Annotated in this window: 16 protein-coding genes; 12 read left to right on the top strand and 4 right to left on the bottom strand. The window is 62.0% G+C overall.

All coding sequences use genetic code 11. The annotated features are described in order from the left end of the window. Window positions 1-578: 578 nt before the first annotated feature. The 5 genes from dnaA (at window position 579) to NKI38_RS17795 (ending at window position 6,157) form a co-directional block, all read left to right on the top strand. A complete protein-coding gene (dnaA, locus tag NKI38_RS17815; protein ID WP_352659534.1) occupies window positions 579-2,123 on the top strand; it encodes a chromosomal replication initiator protein DnaA in 1,545 nt (514 codons plus the stop codon). Window positions 2,124-2,427: 304 nt separating this feature from the next. Further along, on the top strand, window positions 2,428-3,546 hold the full coding sequence (gene dnaN, locus NKI38_RS17810; RefSeq protein ID WP_352659533.1) for a DNA polymerase III subunit beta: 1,119 nt from the start codon (window positions 2,428-2,430) through the stop codon (window positions 3,544-3,546). Window positions 3,547-3,732: 186 nt separating this feature from the next. Next, a complete protein-coding gene (recF, locus tag NKI38_RS17805; protein ID WP_352659532.1) occupies window positions 3,733-4,878 on the top strand; it encodes a DNA replication/repair protein RecF in 1,146 nt (381 codons plus the stop codon). A 31-nt stretch (window positions 4,879-4,909) separates the two neighbouring features. Continuing rightward, window positions 4,910-5,665, top strand: coding sequence for a molybdopterin-synthase adenylyltransferase MoeB (locus tag NKI38_RS17800; protein ID WP_352659531.1), 756 nt, complete (start codon window positions 4,910-4,912; stop codon window positions 5,663-5,665). Between the two features lie 3 nt (window positions 5,666-5,668). Then, window positions 5,669-6,157: a GNAT family N-acetyltransferase gene (locus NKI38_RS17795; protein ID WP_352659530.1), complete on the top strand. Its 489-nt coding sequence runs from the start codon at window positions 5,669-5,671 to the stop codon at window positions 6,155-6,157. Window positions 6,158-6,195: 38 nt separating this feature from the next. On the opposite strand, the gene NKI38_RS17790 is transcribed toward NKI38_RS17795, so the two are convergent. Continuing rightward, window positions 6,196-7,197 carry a 2-hydroxyacid dehydrogenase gene (locus NKI38_RS17790; protein ID WP_352659529.1) on the bottom strand — a complete coding sequence of 334 codons (1,002 nt, stop codon included), beginning with the start codon at window positions 7,195-7,197 and terminating at the stop codon, window positions 6,196-6,198. Between the two features lie 159 nt (window positions 7,198-7,356). Here NKI38_RS17790 and NKI38_RS17785 point away from each other — a divergent pair, with 159 nt between their 5' ends. After that, entirely contained in the window at window positions 7,357-7,917 is a 561-nt protein-coding gene (locus tag NKI38_RS17785; RefSeq protein WP_352659528.1) for an SH3 domain-containing protein, read from the top strand. 117 nt (window positions 7,918-8,034) lie between these two features. Here the strand turns inward: NKI38_RS17785 and NKI38_RS17780 are convergent, their stop codons facing one another. Further along, window positions 8,035-8,892: a LysR family transcriptional regulator gene (locus tag NKI38_RS17780; RefSeq protein ID WP_352659527.1), complete on the bottom strand. Its 858-nt coding sequence runs from the start codon at window positions 8,890-8,892 to the stop codon at window positions 8,035-8,037. Window positions 8,893-9,006: 114 nt separating this feature from the next. Between NKI38_RS17780 and NKI38_RS17775 the strand changes: the two genes are divergently transcribed. Next, the gene (locus tag NKI38_RS17775; RefSeq protein ID WP_352659526.1) at window positions 9,007-9,546 is read left to right on the top strand and encodes a carboxymuconolactone decarboxylase family protein; all 540 of its coding nucleotides are present in this window, start codon (window positions 9,007-9,009) and stop codon (window positions 9,544-9,546) included. After that, a complete protein-coding gene (locus tag NKI38_RS17770; RefSeq protein ID WP_352659525.1) occupies window positions 9,539-9,985 on the top strand; it encodes a DUF302 domain-containing protein in 447 nt (148 codons plus the stop codon). Before NKI38_RS17775 ends, NKI38_RS17770 begins: the two co-directional genes overlap by 8 nt. Before the next feature lie 29 nt (window positions 9,986-10,014). Here the strand turns inward: NKI38_RS17770 and NKI38_RS17765 are convergent, their stop codons facing one another. Together NKI38_RS17765 and irrA are read right to left on the bottom strand one after the other, a co-directional pair. After that, window positions 10,015-10,404: a DUF4260 domain-containing protein gene (locus NKI38_RS17765; RefSeq protein ID WP_352659524.1), complete on the bottom strand. Its 390-nt coding sequence runs from the start codon at window positions 10,402-10,404 to the stop codon at window positions 10,015-10,017. Beyond that, a complete protein-coding gene (gene irrA, locus NKI38_RS17760; protein ID WP_024503471.1) occupies window positions 10,401-10,832 on the bottom strand; it encodes an iron response transcriptional regulator IrrA in 432 nt (143 codons plus the stop codon). The genes NKI38_RS17765 and irrA overlap by 4 nt, the downstream gene beginning before the upstream one ends. A gap of 243 nt (window positions 10,833-11,075) precedes the next feature. Between irrA and fabA the strand changes: the two genes are divergently transcribed. The 4 genes from fabA to NKI38_RS17740 all read left to right on the top strand — a co-directional run bounded on the left by fabA (window position 11,076) and on the right by NKI38_RS17740 (window position 15,438). After that, a complete protein-coding gene (gene fabA / locus NKI38_RS17755) occupies window positions 11,076-11,591 on the top strand; it encodes a 3-hydroxyacyl-[acyl-carrier-protein] dehydratase FabA (RefSeq protein WP_352629717.1) in 516 nt (171 codons plus the stop codon). A 49-nt stretch (window positions 11,592-11,640) separates the two neighbouring features. Next, complete coding sequence (fabB, locus tag NKI38_RS17750; protein WP_352629720.1) at window positions 11,641-12,861, top strand: beta-ketoacyl-ACP synthase I; 1,221 nt, start codon at window positions 11,641-11,643, stop codon at window positions 12,859-12,861. 13 nt (window positions 12,862-12,874) lie between these two features. Then, entirely contained in the window at window positions 12,875-13,687 is an 813-nt protein-coding gene (gene fabI, locus NKI38_RS17745; protein WP_352659523.1) for an enoyl-ACP reductase FabI, read from the top strand. 206 nt (window positions 13,688-13,893) lie between these two features. After that, window positions 13,894-15,438 (top strand): putative bifunctional diguanylate cyclase/phosphodiesterase, encoded by a 1,545-nt coding sequence (locus tag NKI38_RS17740; RefSeq protein WP_352659522.1) that lies wholly within the window; start codon window positions 13,894-13,896, stop codon window positions 15,436-15,438. Window positions 15,439-15,916: the final 478 nt, after the last annotated feature.

Genomic DNA, 15,916 nt, shown 5'->3' with positions numbered 1-15,916 from the left:
ACAAGTGGCTGTCAAGTAAAATATTTCAGAATATTTCGCGCCGCGCCGGGTTTTTCATATTCGCCGGAAAAGGGTTTGAATCACAATGGCTTTGTTAAAATGTGCCGTTGCGGCACGCCACTCGAACCCGCCTCCACTAACCAGATTCCTTAAAAATCCGTTAGACGTGGTCTTGCCCTATCCACAGCGATTTCGGTAATGTCGATCTATCGAAAGGGACGGGCCTCTGGCCCTTAACCCAGCCTGTATCGGCCAGCTTAAATTGGCGGGATTTGCAACGCGGATCAAGTCCGCGGACGGGTTTGGTTTGTCTTTTTCGATACGGTAGGGGACTGGCGTAACTAGACATGGCAGGTAGACAGCGCGCCGGCGCTCTTTTCGCCGGACGGCTTTGTATTGCCCTGACATACCCAACGCGGACTGGCTTCCATGAGCCGGCACCGGTTCCCCCGGATAATGGGCGACGTTCATCTGCCGGCGGCGGCAGCGGACATCGTAGCAAAGACGCAGTCGCCGGAACTGGATGCAGGAGGCGCATCCCCGGTGGAAAACAGGTACGGAAGGACAAGGAAAAGATCATGCAGAGCGGCATCGAAAGGGAGCTTACGAGCGACCTCCCATTTCCTGGAACTTTGATCGGAGCAAACGACATGGCGGTGTCCAGCGACGCGGAACAAAAATTCGACCGGGTCAAGACCCAGTTGAAGGCGCGCCTGGGAGCCGAAGTCTATTCGAGCTGGTTCGGCCGCATGAAGGTCGCGGAAGCTTCCAAGGGCATTGTCCGCATCTCGGTGCCCACCGCCTTCCTACGCTCATGGATCAACGGCCACTATCTCGACCTCATCTCCGAGCTGTGGAAGCAGGAGGATCCCGATCTCCTCAAGATCGACATCGTCGTGCGCACGGCGACCCGTCAGGGACGCAGCCAGGCCGAGCCGGAGGCGGTGCCGGCACGCAAGATGACGCGGCAGACGCAGACGGCGCTTGCCGCCGGCACCGTCAGCCCCGGCAGGACAGAGCGTGCACCGGTTCCGCGCCCGGGCACACCGGTCGAGAGCGAATTCCGGCACAATGTGCTGGGGTCACCGCTTGATCCTCGCTATACATTTGGCTCCTTCATCGAGGGACCGTCGAACCGGGTGGCCTTCGCCGCCGCCAAGGCAGTGGCGGAATCGCAATCGAGCGCGGTGCGCTTCAACCCGCTTTTCCTTCACGCGACCGTCGGGCTCGGCAAGACACATTTGCTGCAGGCCATCGCCGCAGAATCGCTCAAGCAGAATCCCAAGTCGCGCGTCGTCTATCTCACGGCCGAGTATTTCATGTGGCGCTTTGCCACCGCGATCCGTGACAACAACGCGCTGACGCTCAAGGAACAGCTGCGCGACATCGACCTGCTCATCATCGACGACATGCAGTTCCTGCAGGGCAAGTCGATCCAGCATGAATTCTGCCACCTGATCAACATGTTGCTCGACAGCGCCAAGCAGGTCGTCGTTGCCGCCGACCGGCCGCCGTCGGAACTGGAGTCGCTCGAACCGCGGGTCCGTTCGCGCCTCAATGGCGGTGTCGCGCTTGAAATGTCGGCGCCCGATTTCGCCATGCGCCTTGGCATGCTCAAATTGCGCCTTACCACCGCCAGGGTCGATGATGCGTCGCTGAACATTTCGGAAGAGATCCTCAATCACGTTGCCCGCACCGTGACCGGCAGCGGACGCGAACTGGAAGGCGCCTTCAACCAGTTGCTGTTCCGTCAATCCTTCGAGCCGCAGATCACCATCGACCGGATCGACGAGATCCTCGGCCACATCTATCGCACCGGCGAACCGAAGCGGGTCCGTATCGAGGACATCCAGCGCATCGTCGCGCGCCACTACAATGTGTCGAAGACCGAATTGCTGTCCAACCGGCGCACGCGCACCATCGTCAAGCCGCGGCAGGTGGCCATGTACCTGTCGAAGGTGATGACGCCGCGCTCGTTGCCCGAAATCGGACGGCGTTTCGGTGGCCGCGATCACACCACGGTGCTGCACGCCGTGCGCAAGATCGAGGACCTTTCCGGCAACGACAACACGCTGGCGCAGGAACTCGAGCTCTTGAGGCGGCTGATCAACGACCAGGCCTGACGGTTCGGGCGAGCCCGAACCGGAACAACACCGGAATTCAATGGCTTGCCAGCGCGGTCCGGTGCCCGGAAGGGGCTCGTGGCGCCGCCTGGAAGCGGGCCGGATTTCGGTTTTACAACACCGGCTCGCGGGCTTCGTGCCCTTTATCCCCAGAAAGCCCGCGCAGCCGACCCTAACCGGTGGCGCGGGCTTGCGTTCGCCGGTTTTTTCCTGTCAGTTTACTTAGATTCTGAGCCTGTTCAGACCTTTCGCGGGACGCCGCTCATTGGTGACCCGTCATTCATTCAAGCGAGCCTGTTTCGTCATGCGTGTTATCCTGGAACGGTCAAATCTCCTGAAGTCGCTCAACCACGTCCACCGTGTGGTCGAGCGGCGCAACACCATACCGATCCTGTCCAACGTGCTGCTCAGCGCCGAGGGCGCCAGCCTTGAAATGAAGGCGACCGATCTCGACCTCGAGGTGACGGAAGCGACGCCCTCCAAGGTGGAGCGCGGCGGGGCGACGACGGTTCCGGCACATCTGCTCTACGACATCGTGCGCAAGCTCGCCGATGGCGCCGAGGTGATGCTGAAGACGGACGAGGACGGCAACGCCATGACGGTGACCTCAGGCCGCTCAAGCTTCCGCCTCCAATGCCTGCCACAATCCGACTTCCCAGAGCTTTCGGCCGGATCGTTCTCGCATATCTTTCGTCTCGACTCGGTTGCCTTGAAAGGCCTGATCGAGAAGACCCAGTTCGCCATCTCTACCGAAGAGACTCGCTATTATCTGAACGGCATCTACCTGCACACGCATGAGGTCGGCGGCAAGCTGAAGCTGCGCTCGGTGGCGACCGACGGCCACCGCCTGGCGCGCGCCGAGATCGACGCGCCGGCGGGTTCCGAGGGTATGCCGGGCATCATCATTCCACGCAAAACGGTGAGCGAGCTGCAGAAGCTGGTCGACGATCCGGATGTCGCGGTCACCACCGAACTGTCGGACACCAAGATCCGCTTCACCATCGGCAGCGTGATTTTGACCTCGAAGCTGATCGACGGCACCTTCCCCGACTATCAGCGGGTCATTCCGACCGGCAACGACAAGAAGCTGATCATCGACCGCCAGAGTTTTGCTGCCGCTGTCGATCGCGTCTCGACCATCTCCTCCGAGCGCGGTCGCGCGGTGAAGCTTTCGATCAGCGAGGGCCAGGTGACGCTTGCGGTCAACAATCCGGATTCGGGCAGCGCCACCGAGGAACTGGCCGCCGACTATTCGTCCGATCCGATCGAAATCGGCTTCAACGCCAAGTATCTGCTAGACGTTGCCGCGCAACTGACCGGCACGGAGGCCAAATTCATGCTGGCCGATGCCGGTTCGCCGACGCTGATCCACGATATGGCCGACGAGACCGCACTCTATGTGCTGATGCCGATGCGGGTGTAGCCGGGGTCGAGTCATCGATCCGGCTCTGCTGCCGGGACCGGCCATGAGAACGATGGTTGCGGCGACTTCCAGAGCAATTCCAGGAAAAGTGTGAAACGGTTTTCCGTCCGGAATTGCGTCAAAACAAGAGATAGAGCGGCTTGGCGTTTCCTTGAAACGAGGGATCGCTCTACAGGCGGATAGCGGTTGCCGGCACAGACCCACATAAGTAAGCTTACGCTTACTAATTTTCGCAACTACGCGGCGCTGACGATCGATCTGGCGCCGGGTGCGGTGGTTTTTTCCGGCGACAACGGTGCCGGCAAGACGAATCTCCTCGAAGCGATCTCCTTTTTGACACCGGGCCGTGGCTTGCGCCGCGCCCCTTACGCTGATGTTGCGCGCGAGGGTGGCGATGGAGGCTTTGCCCTGCATGCCCGGCTCGACGGGCCTGATGGCCAGGTCGAGATCGGAACAGGCATTTCCGGCGGCGACAACCCCGGCGAAGGCGGCAGGCGGGTGCGCATCAACGGAGCTCCGGCGCGTTCGGCCGAGGACATGCTGGAATGGCTGCGTGTGGTGTGGCTGACGCCGGCGATGGATGCCTTGTTCACCGGACCGGGCGCGGATCGCCGGCGCTTTCTCGACCGGCTGGTGCTGGCGATCGACCCAGGACACGGGCAGCGTGCGATCGACTACGAGAAGGCGATGCGTGGTCGTAACCGACTGCTTATTGAAGGATCCCGGGACGACCGCTGGTTCGACGCAATAGAGACGCAGATGGCCGAAACCGGTGTGGCGATCGCCGCGGCGCGGGCCGAGATGGTGCGCCTGCTTGCCGCCATGATCGACAGGCTGCCCGATACGGGGCCGTTCCCGCAGGCCGATATCGGCCTTTCGGGCGACCTGGAGGCCGAAATTGCCGCCGCGCCGGCAGTCGATGTCGAGGAGCGCTTCCGCCGGACGCTTGCCGACGGCCGCGACCGCGACCGTGCCGCCGGGCGCACGCTCGAAGGGCCACATCGTTCCGACCTGGTGGTTCGGCACCGTCCCAAGGCGATGCCGGCCGAACTCTGTTCGACAGGCGAACAGAAGGCGCTGCTGGTCGGCATCGTGCTGTCGCATGCCCGGCTGACGGGCGAAATGTCGGGCATGACGCCGATCCTGCTGCTCGACGAGATCGCCGCGCATCTCGATGGCGGGCGCCGCGCGGCGCTGTTTTCGATCCTGGAAGAATTGAACTGCCAGGTGTTCATGACAGGAACGGACGCGGCGCTGTTTTCCAGTCTCACGGGGCGTGCGCAATTCCTGACCGTCGACCACGGTACGGTTGGGCCAACCGAAGGCCCCTGACAAGGTTTTTCCGGCACTATATGATCCGGCAATGACCCCTGCCGCCCTGACCGCCGACGAGATCGAACGCTATGCCCGCCACATCGTGCTGCCCGAGATCGGCGGCGCCGGCCAGCAGAGGCTGAAGCAGGCGCGGGTGCTGGTCATCGGCGCCGGCGGGCTGGGCGCGCCGGTGCTGGAATATCTTGCCGCCGCCGGCGTCGGCACGCTCGGCGTGGTCGATGACGATACCGTTTCGCTTTCCAACCTGCAGCGTCAGGTCATTCACGGCACCGACACCGTCGGCATGCTGAAAACCCAGAGCGCCGAGACGGCGATCGCCCGCATCAATCCCAACACCATTGTCGAAACGCACACGTTCCGGCTGACCGCGGATAACGCCCCTGCCCTCGTCGCCGGCTATGACATCGTCGTCGACGGTTCCGACAATTTCGAAACCCGCTATGTGGTGGCCGATGCCTGCGCGAACGCTGGGAAACCGCTGGTGCATGCCGCCGTCGGACGCTTCGACGGCTCCGTCACAGTGTTGAAGCCATTCGAGGACGGCAAGGACGGCAGCCCCAACCCGGGCTACCGCGATCTGTTTCCCGAAGCGCCACCGCCTGGCCTGGTGCCGTCCTGTGCCGAAGCCGGCGTGCTTGGCGCGCTGACCGGTGTCGTCGGCACGCTGCAGGCAATGGAGGCGATCAAGCTGATCACCGGCGTCGGCGAACCGCTGGTCGGCAGGCTGCTGCTCTATGACGCGCTGGCGGCGCGCTTCGACACGATCCGCTATAAGAGAAACTGACCCATGGAGCAGACCGAAGCTGTCTCCATCACACAGATCCCGGCCGATTTCGACCGGTGGGACGATGTGCTCGCACTGATCATGCGTGCCTTCGCCTCGATGGACGGCGTCATCGACCCGCCCTCCTCGGCCAACCTGCTGACCGCCGACACTCTGCGGGACAAGGCGCGGCAGGAGACCGGCTTCGTGGCGCTCAACGGCGACAGGATCGTCGGCTGTGTCTTTGCTCTTGAAAGGGTGGCGGAACTCTATGTCGGCAAGCTCGCCATCGCGCCGGATTGCCAGGGACAAGGCATTGGCCGGCGGTTGATGCAGGCGGTCGAAGATCTTGCCCGCAGCCGCGGCAAGGTGGCAATCGAGCTTCAGACGCGGATAGAGCTGACCGCAAACCATGCAGCCTTTGGCCGCCTCGGCTTTCACGAAACCGAGCGGACGGCGCATGAGGGCTACGCCAGGCCGACCTCGATCACCATGCGCAAGGCTGTTGCGTAACCCTTGTCTTACGCTCAGGATCGTGCGTGCAAACAGCATTACGTCCGCAGCGGCAGCACGCGGTCCGGTGGGCGGTGGCCGTCGACGAAGGCGCGGATGTTGATGATGACCTTTTCGCCCATGTCGATGCGGCCCTCGAGCGTCGCCGAGCCCATATGCGGCAGAAGCACTACCTTGTGCTTGGCGGCGAGCTTCAGCAGCTTGCTGTTCAGCGCTGGCTCGTGCTCGTAGACATCAAGGCCGGCGCCGGCAATCTTGCCGTCCTGGATCAGCTTGACCAGTGCTTCCTCGTCGATGATGTCGCCGCGCGCGGTGTTGACGATATAGGCCGTGGGCTGCAGCAACGCCAGCCGCCGCGCCGAAAGCAGATGGAAGGTTGCCGGCGTCGATGGGCAATTGACCGAAATGATGTCCATGCGGGCCAGCATCTGGTCGAGGCTTTCCCAATAGGTCGCCTCCAGCTCGTCTTCGACGGCCGGCAGCACGCGATGGCGGTTGTGGTAATGGATCGACAGGCCGAAGGCCTTGGCCCGCCTGGCGACCGCGGTGCCGATGCGCCCCATGCCGACAATACCCAGCCGTTTGCCCCAGATGCGCCGGCCAAGCATCCAGGTCGGCGACCAGCCGGCCCATTTCTTGTCGCCGGTGAGCACGTTGGCCCCTTCCGCCAGCCGCCGCGGCACCGCCAGCATCAGCGCCATGGTCATGTCGGCGGTGTCCTCGGTCAGCACATTGGGCGTGTTGGTGACGGTAATGCCCCTCTTGGCCGCGGCCTCGACATCGATCTTGTCGACGCCATTGCCGAAATTGGCGATCAGCTTGAGGTTGTCGCCGGCCTGGGCGATCAGTGCCGCATCGATGTGATCGGTCACCGTCGGCACCAGCACGTCGGCCTCCTTGACCGCCGCAACCAGTTCCGGCTGCGTCATCGGCCTGTCCTCGACATTCAGCCGGGCGTCGAACAGTTCGCGCATGCGGGTCTCGACCGGGTCGGGCAGCTTTCGCGTGATGACGACGAGAGGCTTCTTTTTGCCTACCATTGTTTCCTCGTACCCCGATCTCGTTGAGACCTCTTTAACCAAGACCGGCGAAACTGAAAGCCGGTCGCGGTGCCGATTAACCCATGTAACAAGCGGTGCCGCCGAAGACAAAGAAAAAGGGGCGCCGATGCCGCCAGGCAAGCGCCGAAAGGAATGAAAGTGTCTGGTTTCGCGTCGTTTCGCCTGACCCTCAGCGGAGCACTTCTCGGCGCTTTGCTTTATTCTCCGCTTGCCGCGGCGCAGAGTGCCGCAGCACCTGCCCAGAGCGTCGTCACGCTCGGGCCGAGCGGTTTGCCGCTGCCGCGATTCGTCAGCCTGAAATCCGGCCGCGTCAACTCGCGCGTCGGCCCCGGCGCCAACTACTCGGTCGACTGGATGTATATGAAGGCCGGCCTGCCGATGGAGATCATCCAGGAATTTGACACGTGGCGGCGCGTGCGCGATGCCGATGGTTCGGAGGGCTGGATCAACCAGTCGCTGCTTTCCGGCCGACGCACGGCAATCGTCGCACCGTGGCAGCGCGGCAAGGGCGCCCAGATCAATCTTCTCAACAGCCCCAACAAGGACGCAAGGGTGGTCGCGATGGTCGAGCCTGGTGTCATGGGCACGATCAAATCCTGTGACGGCCAGTGGTGCGAAATGACGTTGGATGGCCACACAGGCTGGCTTGCCCAGTCGGTTGTCTGGGGTGCCTATCCCGGCGAACGGGTCAAGGACTGACCACCTCATCGAGAGAGCCAGAAGGACGCGGGATCCGATATAGGCCCGGCAATCACGGCAACGGCAACAGGCGCTTCGCGCTCCGCTTGAAGCGCAATGGCAGCATTGTCATTGGTGTCATTCACGTCTCCGTTCGCCGCCGTCCGCTGCGAAGGCGGCCGCGATCGCACCTCTCAGCGGGTTACTCAACCGTGTCAGGAGCGTAATCCTGCTGGCTGGCAAATCCGGCAATCCATGCGACCGGTTCAGTATCACGCAGTCGACCGGCACCTGGCTCCGCCCGATCGCCGCCACTCCCAGGCCCGCGCTGGCAGCCGATTGCAACGCGGTCACCGAACCGCCGGTGAAGGCGAGGCGCCAGGCGGTATTGCTGCCATCGAGCGCGCGCTCCGCGGCCAGTCGGACGGAGCAGGATCCGGGCAACGCCAACAGCGGCAACGCGGCAGTCGACCGCCAGACGTCAGGCGATCTTGCACACCAGACAAGCTGGTCCCTGTAGAGCGGGATGCCCTGGCGCCTGCTGATGTCCATGCGCACGACAGCGAAATCGGCCTTGCCTGCGTCGTAGCGGGCCTGCATTTCGGCTGAGAGACCCACCGACACTTCCAGCAGCAATTCAGGGAAGGCCTGGCTCAGACGCCCAAACGCCGACCCTAGAAGTGCGCCGGCGGCATGATCGCCGATGGCCGCCCGGAGCGTGGTGGTTTGCGTGCCGGCATCGAATGTAGTCACGGCCCGGTCGTGAACCTCGAGGACCTGCCGCGCTAGAGCGAGGAACCGCGCCCCTTCGGGCGTCAGCGAAACCGCGCGTGACGTCCGCGCCAAGAGGCGCCGCTCCATCGCTTGCTCAAGCTTGCGGACCCGCAGGCTGATTGCCGACTGGGTGGTCCCGAGAAGATCGGCCGCGGTGGTGAAGCTCTCGCAGTCGGCGACAAGCACGAAGCTGCGAAGCTGTTCGATGGCAAGATCTTTCATTTCATACTCACATCATAGAAACATCCATTATGACATTTCAAAATGCTTCCAGTCGAGTCATACGAATCCCGACGAACTTGGCCACTGCCGGCCGACCGGAAGGAGAATGATTAGATGTCTCGCCTATCGCCAAAGGACGAAGATTCCGACACGGAAGCCGGCAAGCTTCTGGCGGAAACGCGACGCCAGCTCGGACGCGTCCCAAACCTTTATCGCGTCTTGGCCAACTCTCCGGCCGCTCTCAAAGGCTATTTGCAATTTCGCGAATCGCTGCAGAGCGGCCGTCTCAGTTCGAAATTGCGCGAGCAGATCGCGCTGACAACCGCTGAAGTGAACCATTGCGAATACTGCGTCTCGGCCCACGCATTTCGCGGATCCAAGATCGGCATCTCCGATACGGAATTGCAGCTAAATCGCAGGGGCGATTCAAGTGATGCCAGAGTGGCGGCCACACTGGCGCTGGCCGCGGATGTGGCGCGTAGCCGCGGAGCTGTGAGCGACCAGGCACTCGGCGCCGCCAGGGCAGCGGGCCTCGACGATGAGGAACTGGCGGAGGTGATCGCGCATGTAGCGCTCAACTTCTATTCCAACATCCTCAATCACTTCGCCCAGCCAGAACTCGATTTTCCACGGACCGTGCTTCTCAATGACTGACCTCGTGACCCTCGTTCCGAGTTCGATGGCGACCGTTCCGCGGCACCAGATCGTCGTTCCATCCAGCTATGGTTTCGATGAGACACTGCAACGGCTTCGCGACGCCATCGCTGTTGCCGAGCTGTGGATCATCCATGAGATCGATCCGCAGGCCCTGCTCCAGAAAGGCGGGATCACCGCCTTTCGGCTTCGTCAACTGCTTTGGTTCCATCCCCGATACATGGCACGCCTGTTGCTGAGCGATCCCGGCGCCGTGCCCGAAGCGCCGTTGAAGTTCGTGGTCAGCGAACAAGCAACCGGCGTGACGGTCCGCGCCTTGAACCCGGTTTTGGTGTTCTCGCCCTACCCCCGGCTTTTTGGTCTCGCACAAGAACTGTTCGACACGACGGAGCGAATGCTACAGACGGTTTCCGCGATGCCGGTGTCGAGCGGTATCTAACGGAGCAACGAGCGGTATGGCCGCCTGTATCAGACCGTAGTCGTTTGGCGCCCGATGCGGCCGAGATGGGTGTCCTGAAAGCCGGTTGGCAGCTTCAGGCCGTAACCCAGCGCACGGTCGATGGCGATGTGAGCGATCCAGATCAGCGCAACCGCCATCGCGGCCGCATTGCCCCCCATGTGCCCGGCGAGCAGCAGCAGCACGGGCACGATCAGAATATGCAACGCGTTGTAGGCAAGAGCACCGACGCGCGGTCCCGCCAGATAGCCGAACATCGACAGGTCCGGCGCCAGGATAAGCAACCCGAAGAGCCACCAGGAAACGCCGATCGACGCATAGAACACGACGGCGCCCACCGTAACGATTGCCCATTCGAGCCGTATCGTCAGATAAAGCGGCTTCAATCCCCCGCCGGTCATTCGCGGCGCTTGGGGCGCAGCCTCACCACGATGTCGACATTGGCGATCTCCATCCCCTCCGGCGGCTCCGGCAGGTTGGCAACGGTCACCGGACCGCTGTCGATGTCGAATATGCGGTTCTCGCCTTCGATGTAGAAATGGTGATGGTCGGAGGTGTTGGTGTCGAAATAGGTCTTCGCGCCCTCGACGGCGAGGATGCGCAACAGTCCCGCCTGGGTGAACTGGTGAAGGGCATTGTAGACGGTGGCCAGCGATACTGGCACGCCGGCGGCGACGGCCTCCTCGTGCAGTTCCTCGGCTGACAGATGACGGTCGCCCTTGGCGAAAAGCAGGTCGGCCAGCGCAATGCGCTGACGCGTCGGCCTCAGGCCGGCTTCACGGACCCGCTTGTCCACAGCGACATTTTCCTTCCGGCCGTCCAGGTCCATCTTCTCGTCGAACCCCACAGTTCCGCCCCAAGACACGTCCAGAATGGCAAAATAATGAACTTCTGCCGATACCGGACCTTTCAGGAGATATATTCTGTCGTCCGAATGCGATCAATAGCGCGCATTGACCCAGGCAGACGAGCAGGTTAAGCGCAAACGCCGGTTTCCGGCCTGAAACAGATTGTGTTAGGAAGCCAACGACAAGGGCACCCGATAGCCCGAAACGGTATGGGGATGAGGTTGATGACGGGTAAATCCAGCTACGAGTATGACGAATTGCTGGCCTGCGCCCGCGGCGAGTTGTTCGGACCGGGCAATGCCCAGCTTCCCTATCCTCCCATGCTGATGTTCGATCGTATCACCGAGATCAGCGAGACGGGCGGCGCCTTCGAGAAGGGTTTCATCCGCGCGGAATTCGACATCAAGCCGGACCTGTGGTTCTTTGCCTGCCATTTCATCGGCAATCCGATCATGCCGGGGTGCCTCGGCCTCGATGCCATGTGGCAATTGACGGGCTTCTATCTTGGCTGGCTCGGAGAACCCGGCAAAGGAATGGCGCTGTCGACCGGTGAAGTGAAATTCAAGGGCATGGTCACGCCCTCGGTGAAGAAGGTCGAGTATGGCATCGACTTCAAGCGCGTGATGCGAGGCCGGCTGGTGCTCGGCATCGCCGATGGCTGGCTAAAGGCGGATGGCGAGCCCATATACGCGGCAACGGATCTGAAGGTCGGTCTGTCCAAGCAGTCGGCGGTCGTTTGACCGCAGCCCTGGCCGCCCCCCTGGCCAGCATCCCTGGAAGGAGTTGCGAATGAGACGTGTCGTAGTCACAGGCCTCGGCATCGTGTCGTCGATCGGCAACAATGCCAACGAGGTGCAAGCCTCGCTGTATGACGCCAGATCCGGCATCAGCTTCTCCGATTCGTTCGCCGAGCATGGCTTCCGTTGCCAGGTCTGGGGCGCGCCGACGCTCGATCCATCGGCCATGATCGACCGCCGGGCGATGCGCTTCCTAAGCCAAGGTGCGGCCTGGAACCACGTTTCCATGGATCAGGCGATCGCGGATGCGGGCCTCGAAGAGAGCGACATCACCAATGAGCGTACCGGCATCGTCATGGGATCGGGCGGACCATCCACCCGCACCATCTTCGAGGCGGCCGAGACCACGCTGAAGAACGGCAGTCCCAAGCGCATCGGTCCGTTCGCGGTGCCGAAGGCGATGTCGTCGACCGCATCGGCAACGCTTGCCACCTGGTTCAAGATCCACGGCGTCAACTACTCGATTTCGTCGGCCTGTTCGACCTCGGCGCATTGCATCGGCAATGGCTACGAATTGATCCAGTGGGGCAAGCAGGACATGGTCTTTGCCGGCGGCCACGAGGATCTCGACTGGACGATGTCGGACCTGTTCGATGCCATGGGCGCCATGTCGTCGAAATTTAACGACAAGGCATCGACCGCTTCGCGCGCGTATGACGCCAATCGCGACGGCTTCGTCATCGCCGGCGGCGCGGGCGTGCTGGTGCTGGAAGAGCTCGAGCATGCCAAGGCGCGCGGCGCCAAGATCTACGCCGAGATCGTCGGCTACGGCGCGACCTCGGACGGCTACGACATGGTTGCCCCTTCAGGCGAGGGCGCGGTCCGCTGCATGCGCCAGGCACTGGCCACCGTTTCCACGCCGGTCGACTACATCAACACCCACGGCACATCGACACCGGTGGGCGATTCCAAGGAAATGGGCGCGATCCGCGAGGTGTTCGGCGAAAAGATGCCCTACATCACCTCGACAAAATCACTGACCGGCCATTCCCTGGGCGGGGCCGGCGTGCAGGAATCCATCTACTCGATCCTGATGATGCAGGGCGGTTTCATCGGCGAAAGCGCCCATATCGAGACGCTCGACCCCGAATTCGAGGGCATGCCGATCGTGCGAAAGCGCATCGACAACGCCAGGATCGACACCGTCTTGTCAAATTCGTTCGGCTTCGGTGGCACCAACGCAACGCTCGTTTTCCAGCGCTATTCCGCATAAGGATTTGCCGGCCATGGACGGATTGATGAAGGGCAAGCGCGGGCTTGTCATGGGTGTCGCCAACGATCATTCGATCGCCTGGGGCATCGCACGGAAATTGTCCGAACATGGGGCGGAACTCGCCTTCACATATCAGGGCGATGCCTTCGGGCGCCGGGTCAAGCCGCTGGCCGACAAGCTCGGTGCCTCGCTGGTGGTGCCGTGCGACGTCGAGGACAGCGCTTCGGTCGCCGCCACGTTCGAGACCCTGGGCAAGGAATGGGGCGGGCTGGATTTCGTCGTCCATGCCATCGGCTTTTCCGACAAGAATGAGCTGAAAGGCCTCTACGCCGACACCAGCCGGGACAATTTCGTCCGCACCATGGTGATCTCCTGCTACTCCTTCACCGAGGTCGCCCGCCATGCCGCCGCACTGATGCAGAACGGCGGATCGATGATCACGCTGACCTATGCGGGATCGGTCCGCGTCATGCCGAACTACAATGTCATGGGTGTCGCCAAAGCAGGGCTGGAGGCCAGCGTGCGCTACCTCGCCAACGACTACGGTCCGCGCGGCGTCAGGGTGAACGGCATATCGGCCGGACCGGTGCGCACGCTTGCCGGCGCCGGGATTTCCGACGCCCGCCACATGTTCTCCTACCAACAGCGCAACTCACCGCTGCGCCGTACGGTGACCATCGACGAAGTCGGCGGCTCCGCGCTTTATCTGTTGTCGGATCTGTCTTCCGGCGTTACCGGCGAAATCCACTATGTCGATTCCGGCTATCACATCGTTTCCATGCCGACGCTCGACGAATTGAAGCAGACCGACGGCGGACGAGACTAATGCATCTCGCCCAAGCGTGTGCAGCGGTCTTGGAACAACGACAATTATGAAACAAAGCTTAAACTGCGCCGACGCAACCCCATTCAACGCGACGCGCTTTAACTCTCTCCAGAAATACTTTCTGGTCGAATAAAATTAGATGCATTCGCGGAAACTCATTTTAAGGAGATATCCGCTAGAAAGCCCCGTACTCTGGGGATCTTTCAATGTCCGCCGCCAGCAGCCCGAAGCGAACACCGGTATTCCGACTGCTTACCATAGCAAGCTCGGGTCTCGGCAGTTTCGTCCTCGGACTCTGGGGCCTGAAGCTCGGTCTCGGCGATGGCTTTGCCGGCATCTCCGCGGACATGATGGTCGCGATAATGGCCGCGCTTTGCGCGCTGGCGGCATCGGCAGCCGCGATGTCTTTCTTCGCCGGCGTCGATGAATCGGCGGATTTCGTTTTCACGGAAACCCATTTCGACAAGCTGACGGGGCTTTTGGCGCGCCCGGCGATGGTCGGCAAGATTGCCGAGGCGGCATGCGCGACAAGCCGGACCGGCGAGCCGATGTTCCTCATCGATATCGATATCGACCGGTTCAAGCAGATCAACGACGCCATCGGCTACAGCCAGGGCGACGAGTTGATCCGCGCCTTCACCAAGCGCTTGAGGACCTGTGTGCCGCAGCGCGCGCTGATCGGACGCATCGGCGCCGGCGAATTCGCGATACTGCTCCCTGACAACCAGGTTTCAGGGTCATTGGAAAGCACCATCGAGAGGCTCATCGACGAGATGATGGAGCCCTATGAGCTCACCACCCACATGCAATCGGTCAGCCTGTCGGTGGGCATCGTGGCGATGCCAAAGGATGGCGTCGATCCCGTCCTCATCCTGCGCCGCTCCAATCTGGCGCTGCAGAATGCGCGCGCCAGCGGCATCGGCAACTGGTCTGTCTTCCATGCCGAAATGGGCAGGGTCGCCGATCATCGCCAATGGATCGAATCCGAACTAAATACAGCTTTCGAGCGCGGTGACTTCGATCTTCACTACCAGCCGCAGCTCGATCTCCCGACCGGCCGCATCGTCGGCTACGAAGCCTTGATCCGCTGGCGGCATCCCGAACGCGGCATGATCCCGCCGATGGAGTTCATCCCGATCGCCGAGGAAACCGGCATGATCGGCCCGATCGGCGAATGGGTGCTGCGCAAGGCTTGCAGCGACGCCCGGCATCTGCCCGACGACTGTTTCGTCGCCGTCAACATCTCGCCCGTGCAGTTCATGACCAAGGACTTCGTCGGTATCGTGCGCGACACCATGACGAGCACCGGCATCAAGCCGTCGCGGCTGGAGCTGGAAGTGACAGAGACGGCGATGATGCAGGACCGCGACCGCGCCGCCGCCATCCTGAAGCAGCTTGCGGACATGGGCATCTCGGTGGCAGTCGACGATTTCGGCACCGGCTATTCCAATTTGAGCTACCTGATCGACTTCTCGTTCGGCAAGCTGAAGATCGACCGGTCCTTCGTCAGCCGCCTCGATACCGATTCCAGCTCAGGCGCGGTCGTCTCGACCATCGTCGGGCTTTCGCGGGCGCTCGGCGTCAGCATCATTGCCGAAGGCGTCGAGACCGAAAGCCAGGCGACGCTGCTCAGGGCGGCGGGCTGCGAGGTGGTGCAAGGCTATCTGTTCGGCCGGCCGGCACCACTCAAGTTCAGGGTTGGCGACGCGCATGTCACCGACGAAGTCCGGCGCGTCGCCAATCTGCATTGACGCCAAGCGGAAATCACCGGAAACGTCTTTCGCGAGCCTCGATCAATGATGTCATGATGCTGGCCATCGAAGGAGCGCATCTCGATTGAAACGATATTCCTTTCTCAACGGTTGTCTCGGCATACTGATGGTCTCGGTGCCAAGTGCGCTCCTGTTGCTTGCGCTGGTTCGGCCTTGGAATGGGACCCTCGCCGCATTCGATCTTTGGACTATGTTCGCCGCAAGTCATGGTCCAGGTTTGCTTGTTCTGGGCATTTTCATTTCGCTTTGTTCGTTTCGACTTCACGCCAAATGGGTATGGGCGATCGGCTTCGTCGGCTGTGCTTTGCTTAATGTCGTTTTGTGGGGAGGACTGGCGCTCATTTCGCCTCCCCCTCCACCTGGCGCGTGGGAGCACTACGTCGACTTGACTGGCGTGCTGGCCATAGTCGCCACTCCAGCTGTCGCAATTTCTGCGATAGCCGGCGTCCTCTTCAGC

The organism is Mesorhizobium sp. M0621 (genome assembly GCF_040320745.1).
Classification (GTDB): Bacteria; Pseudomonadota; Alphaproteobacteria; order Rhizobiales; family Rhizobiaceae; genus Mesorhizobium.
Note: the sequence above shows the minus strand (reverse complement) of the source record. Positions and strands in the feature narration are given on the sequence as shown.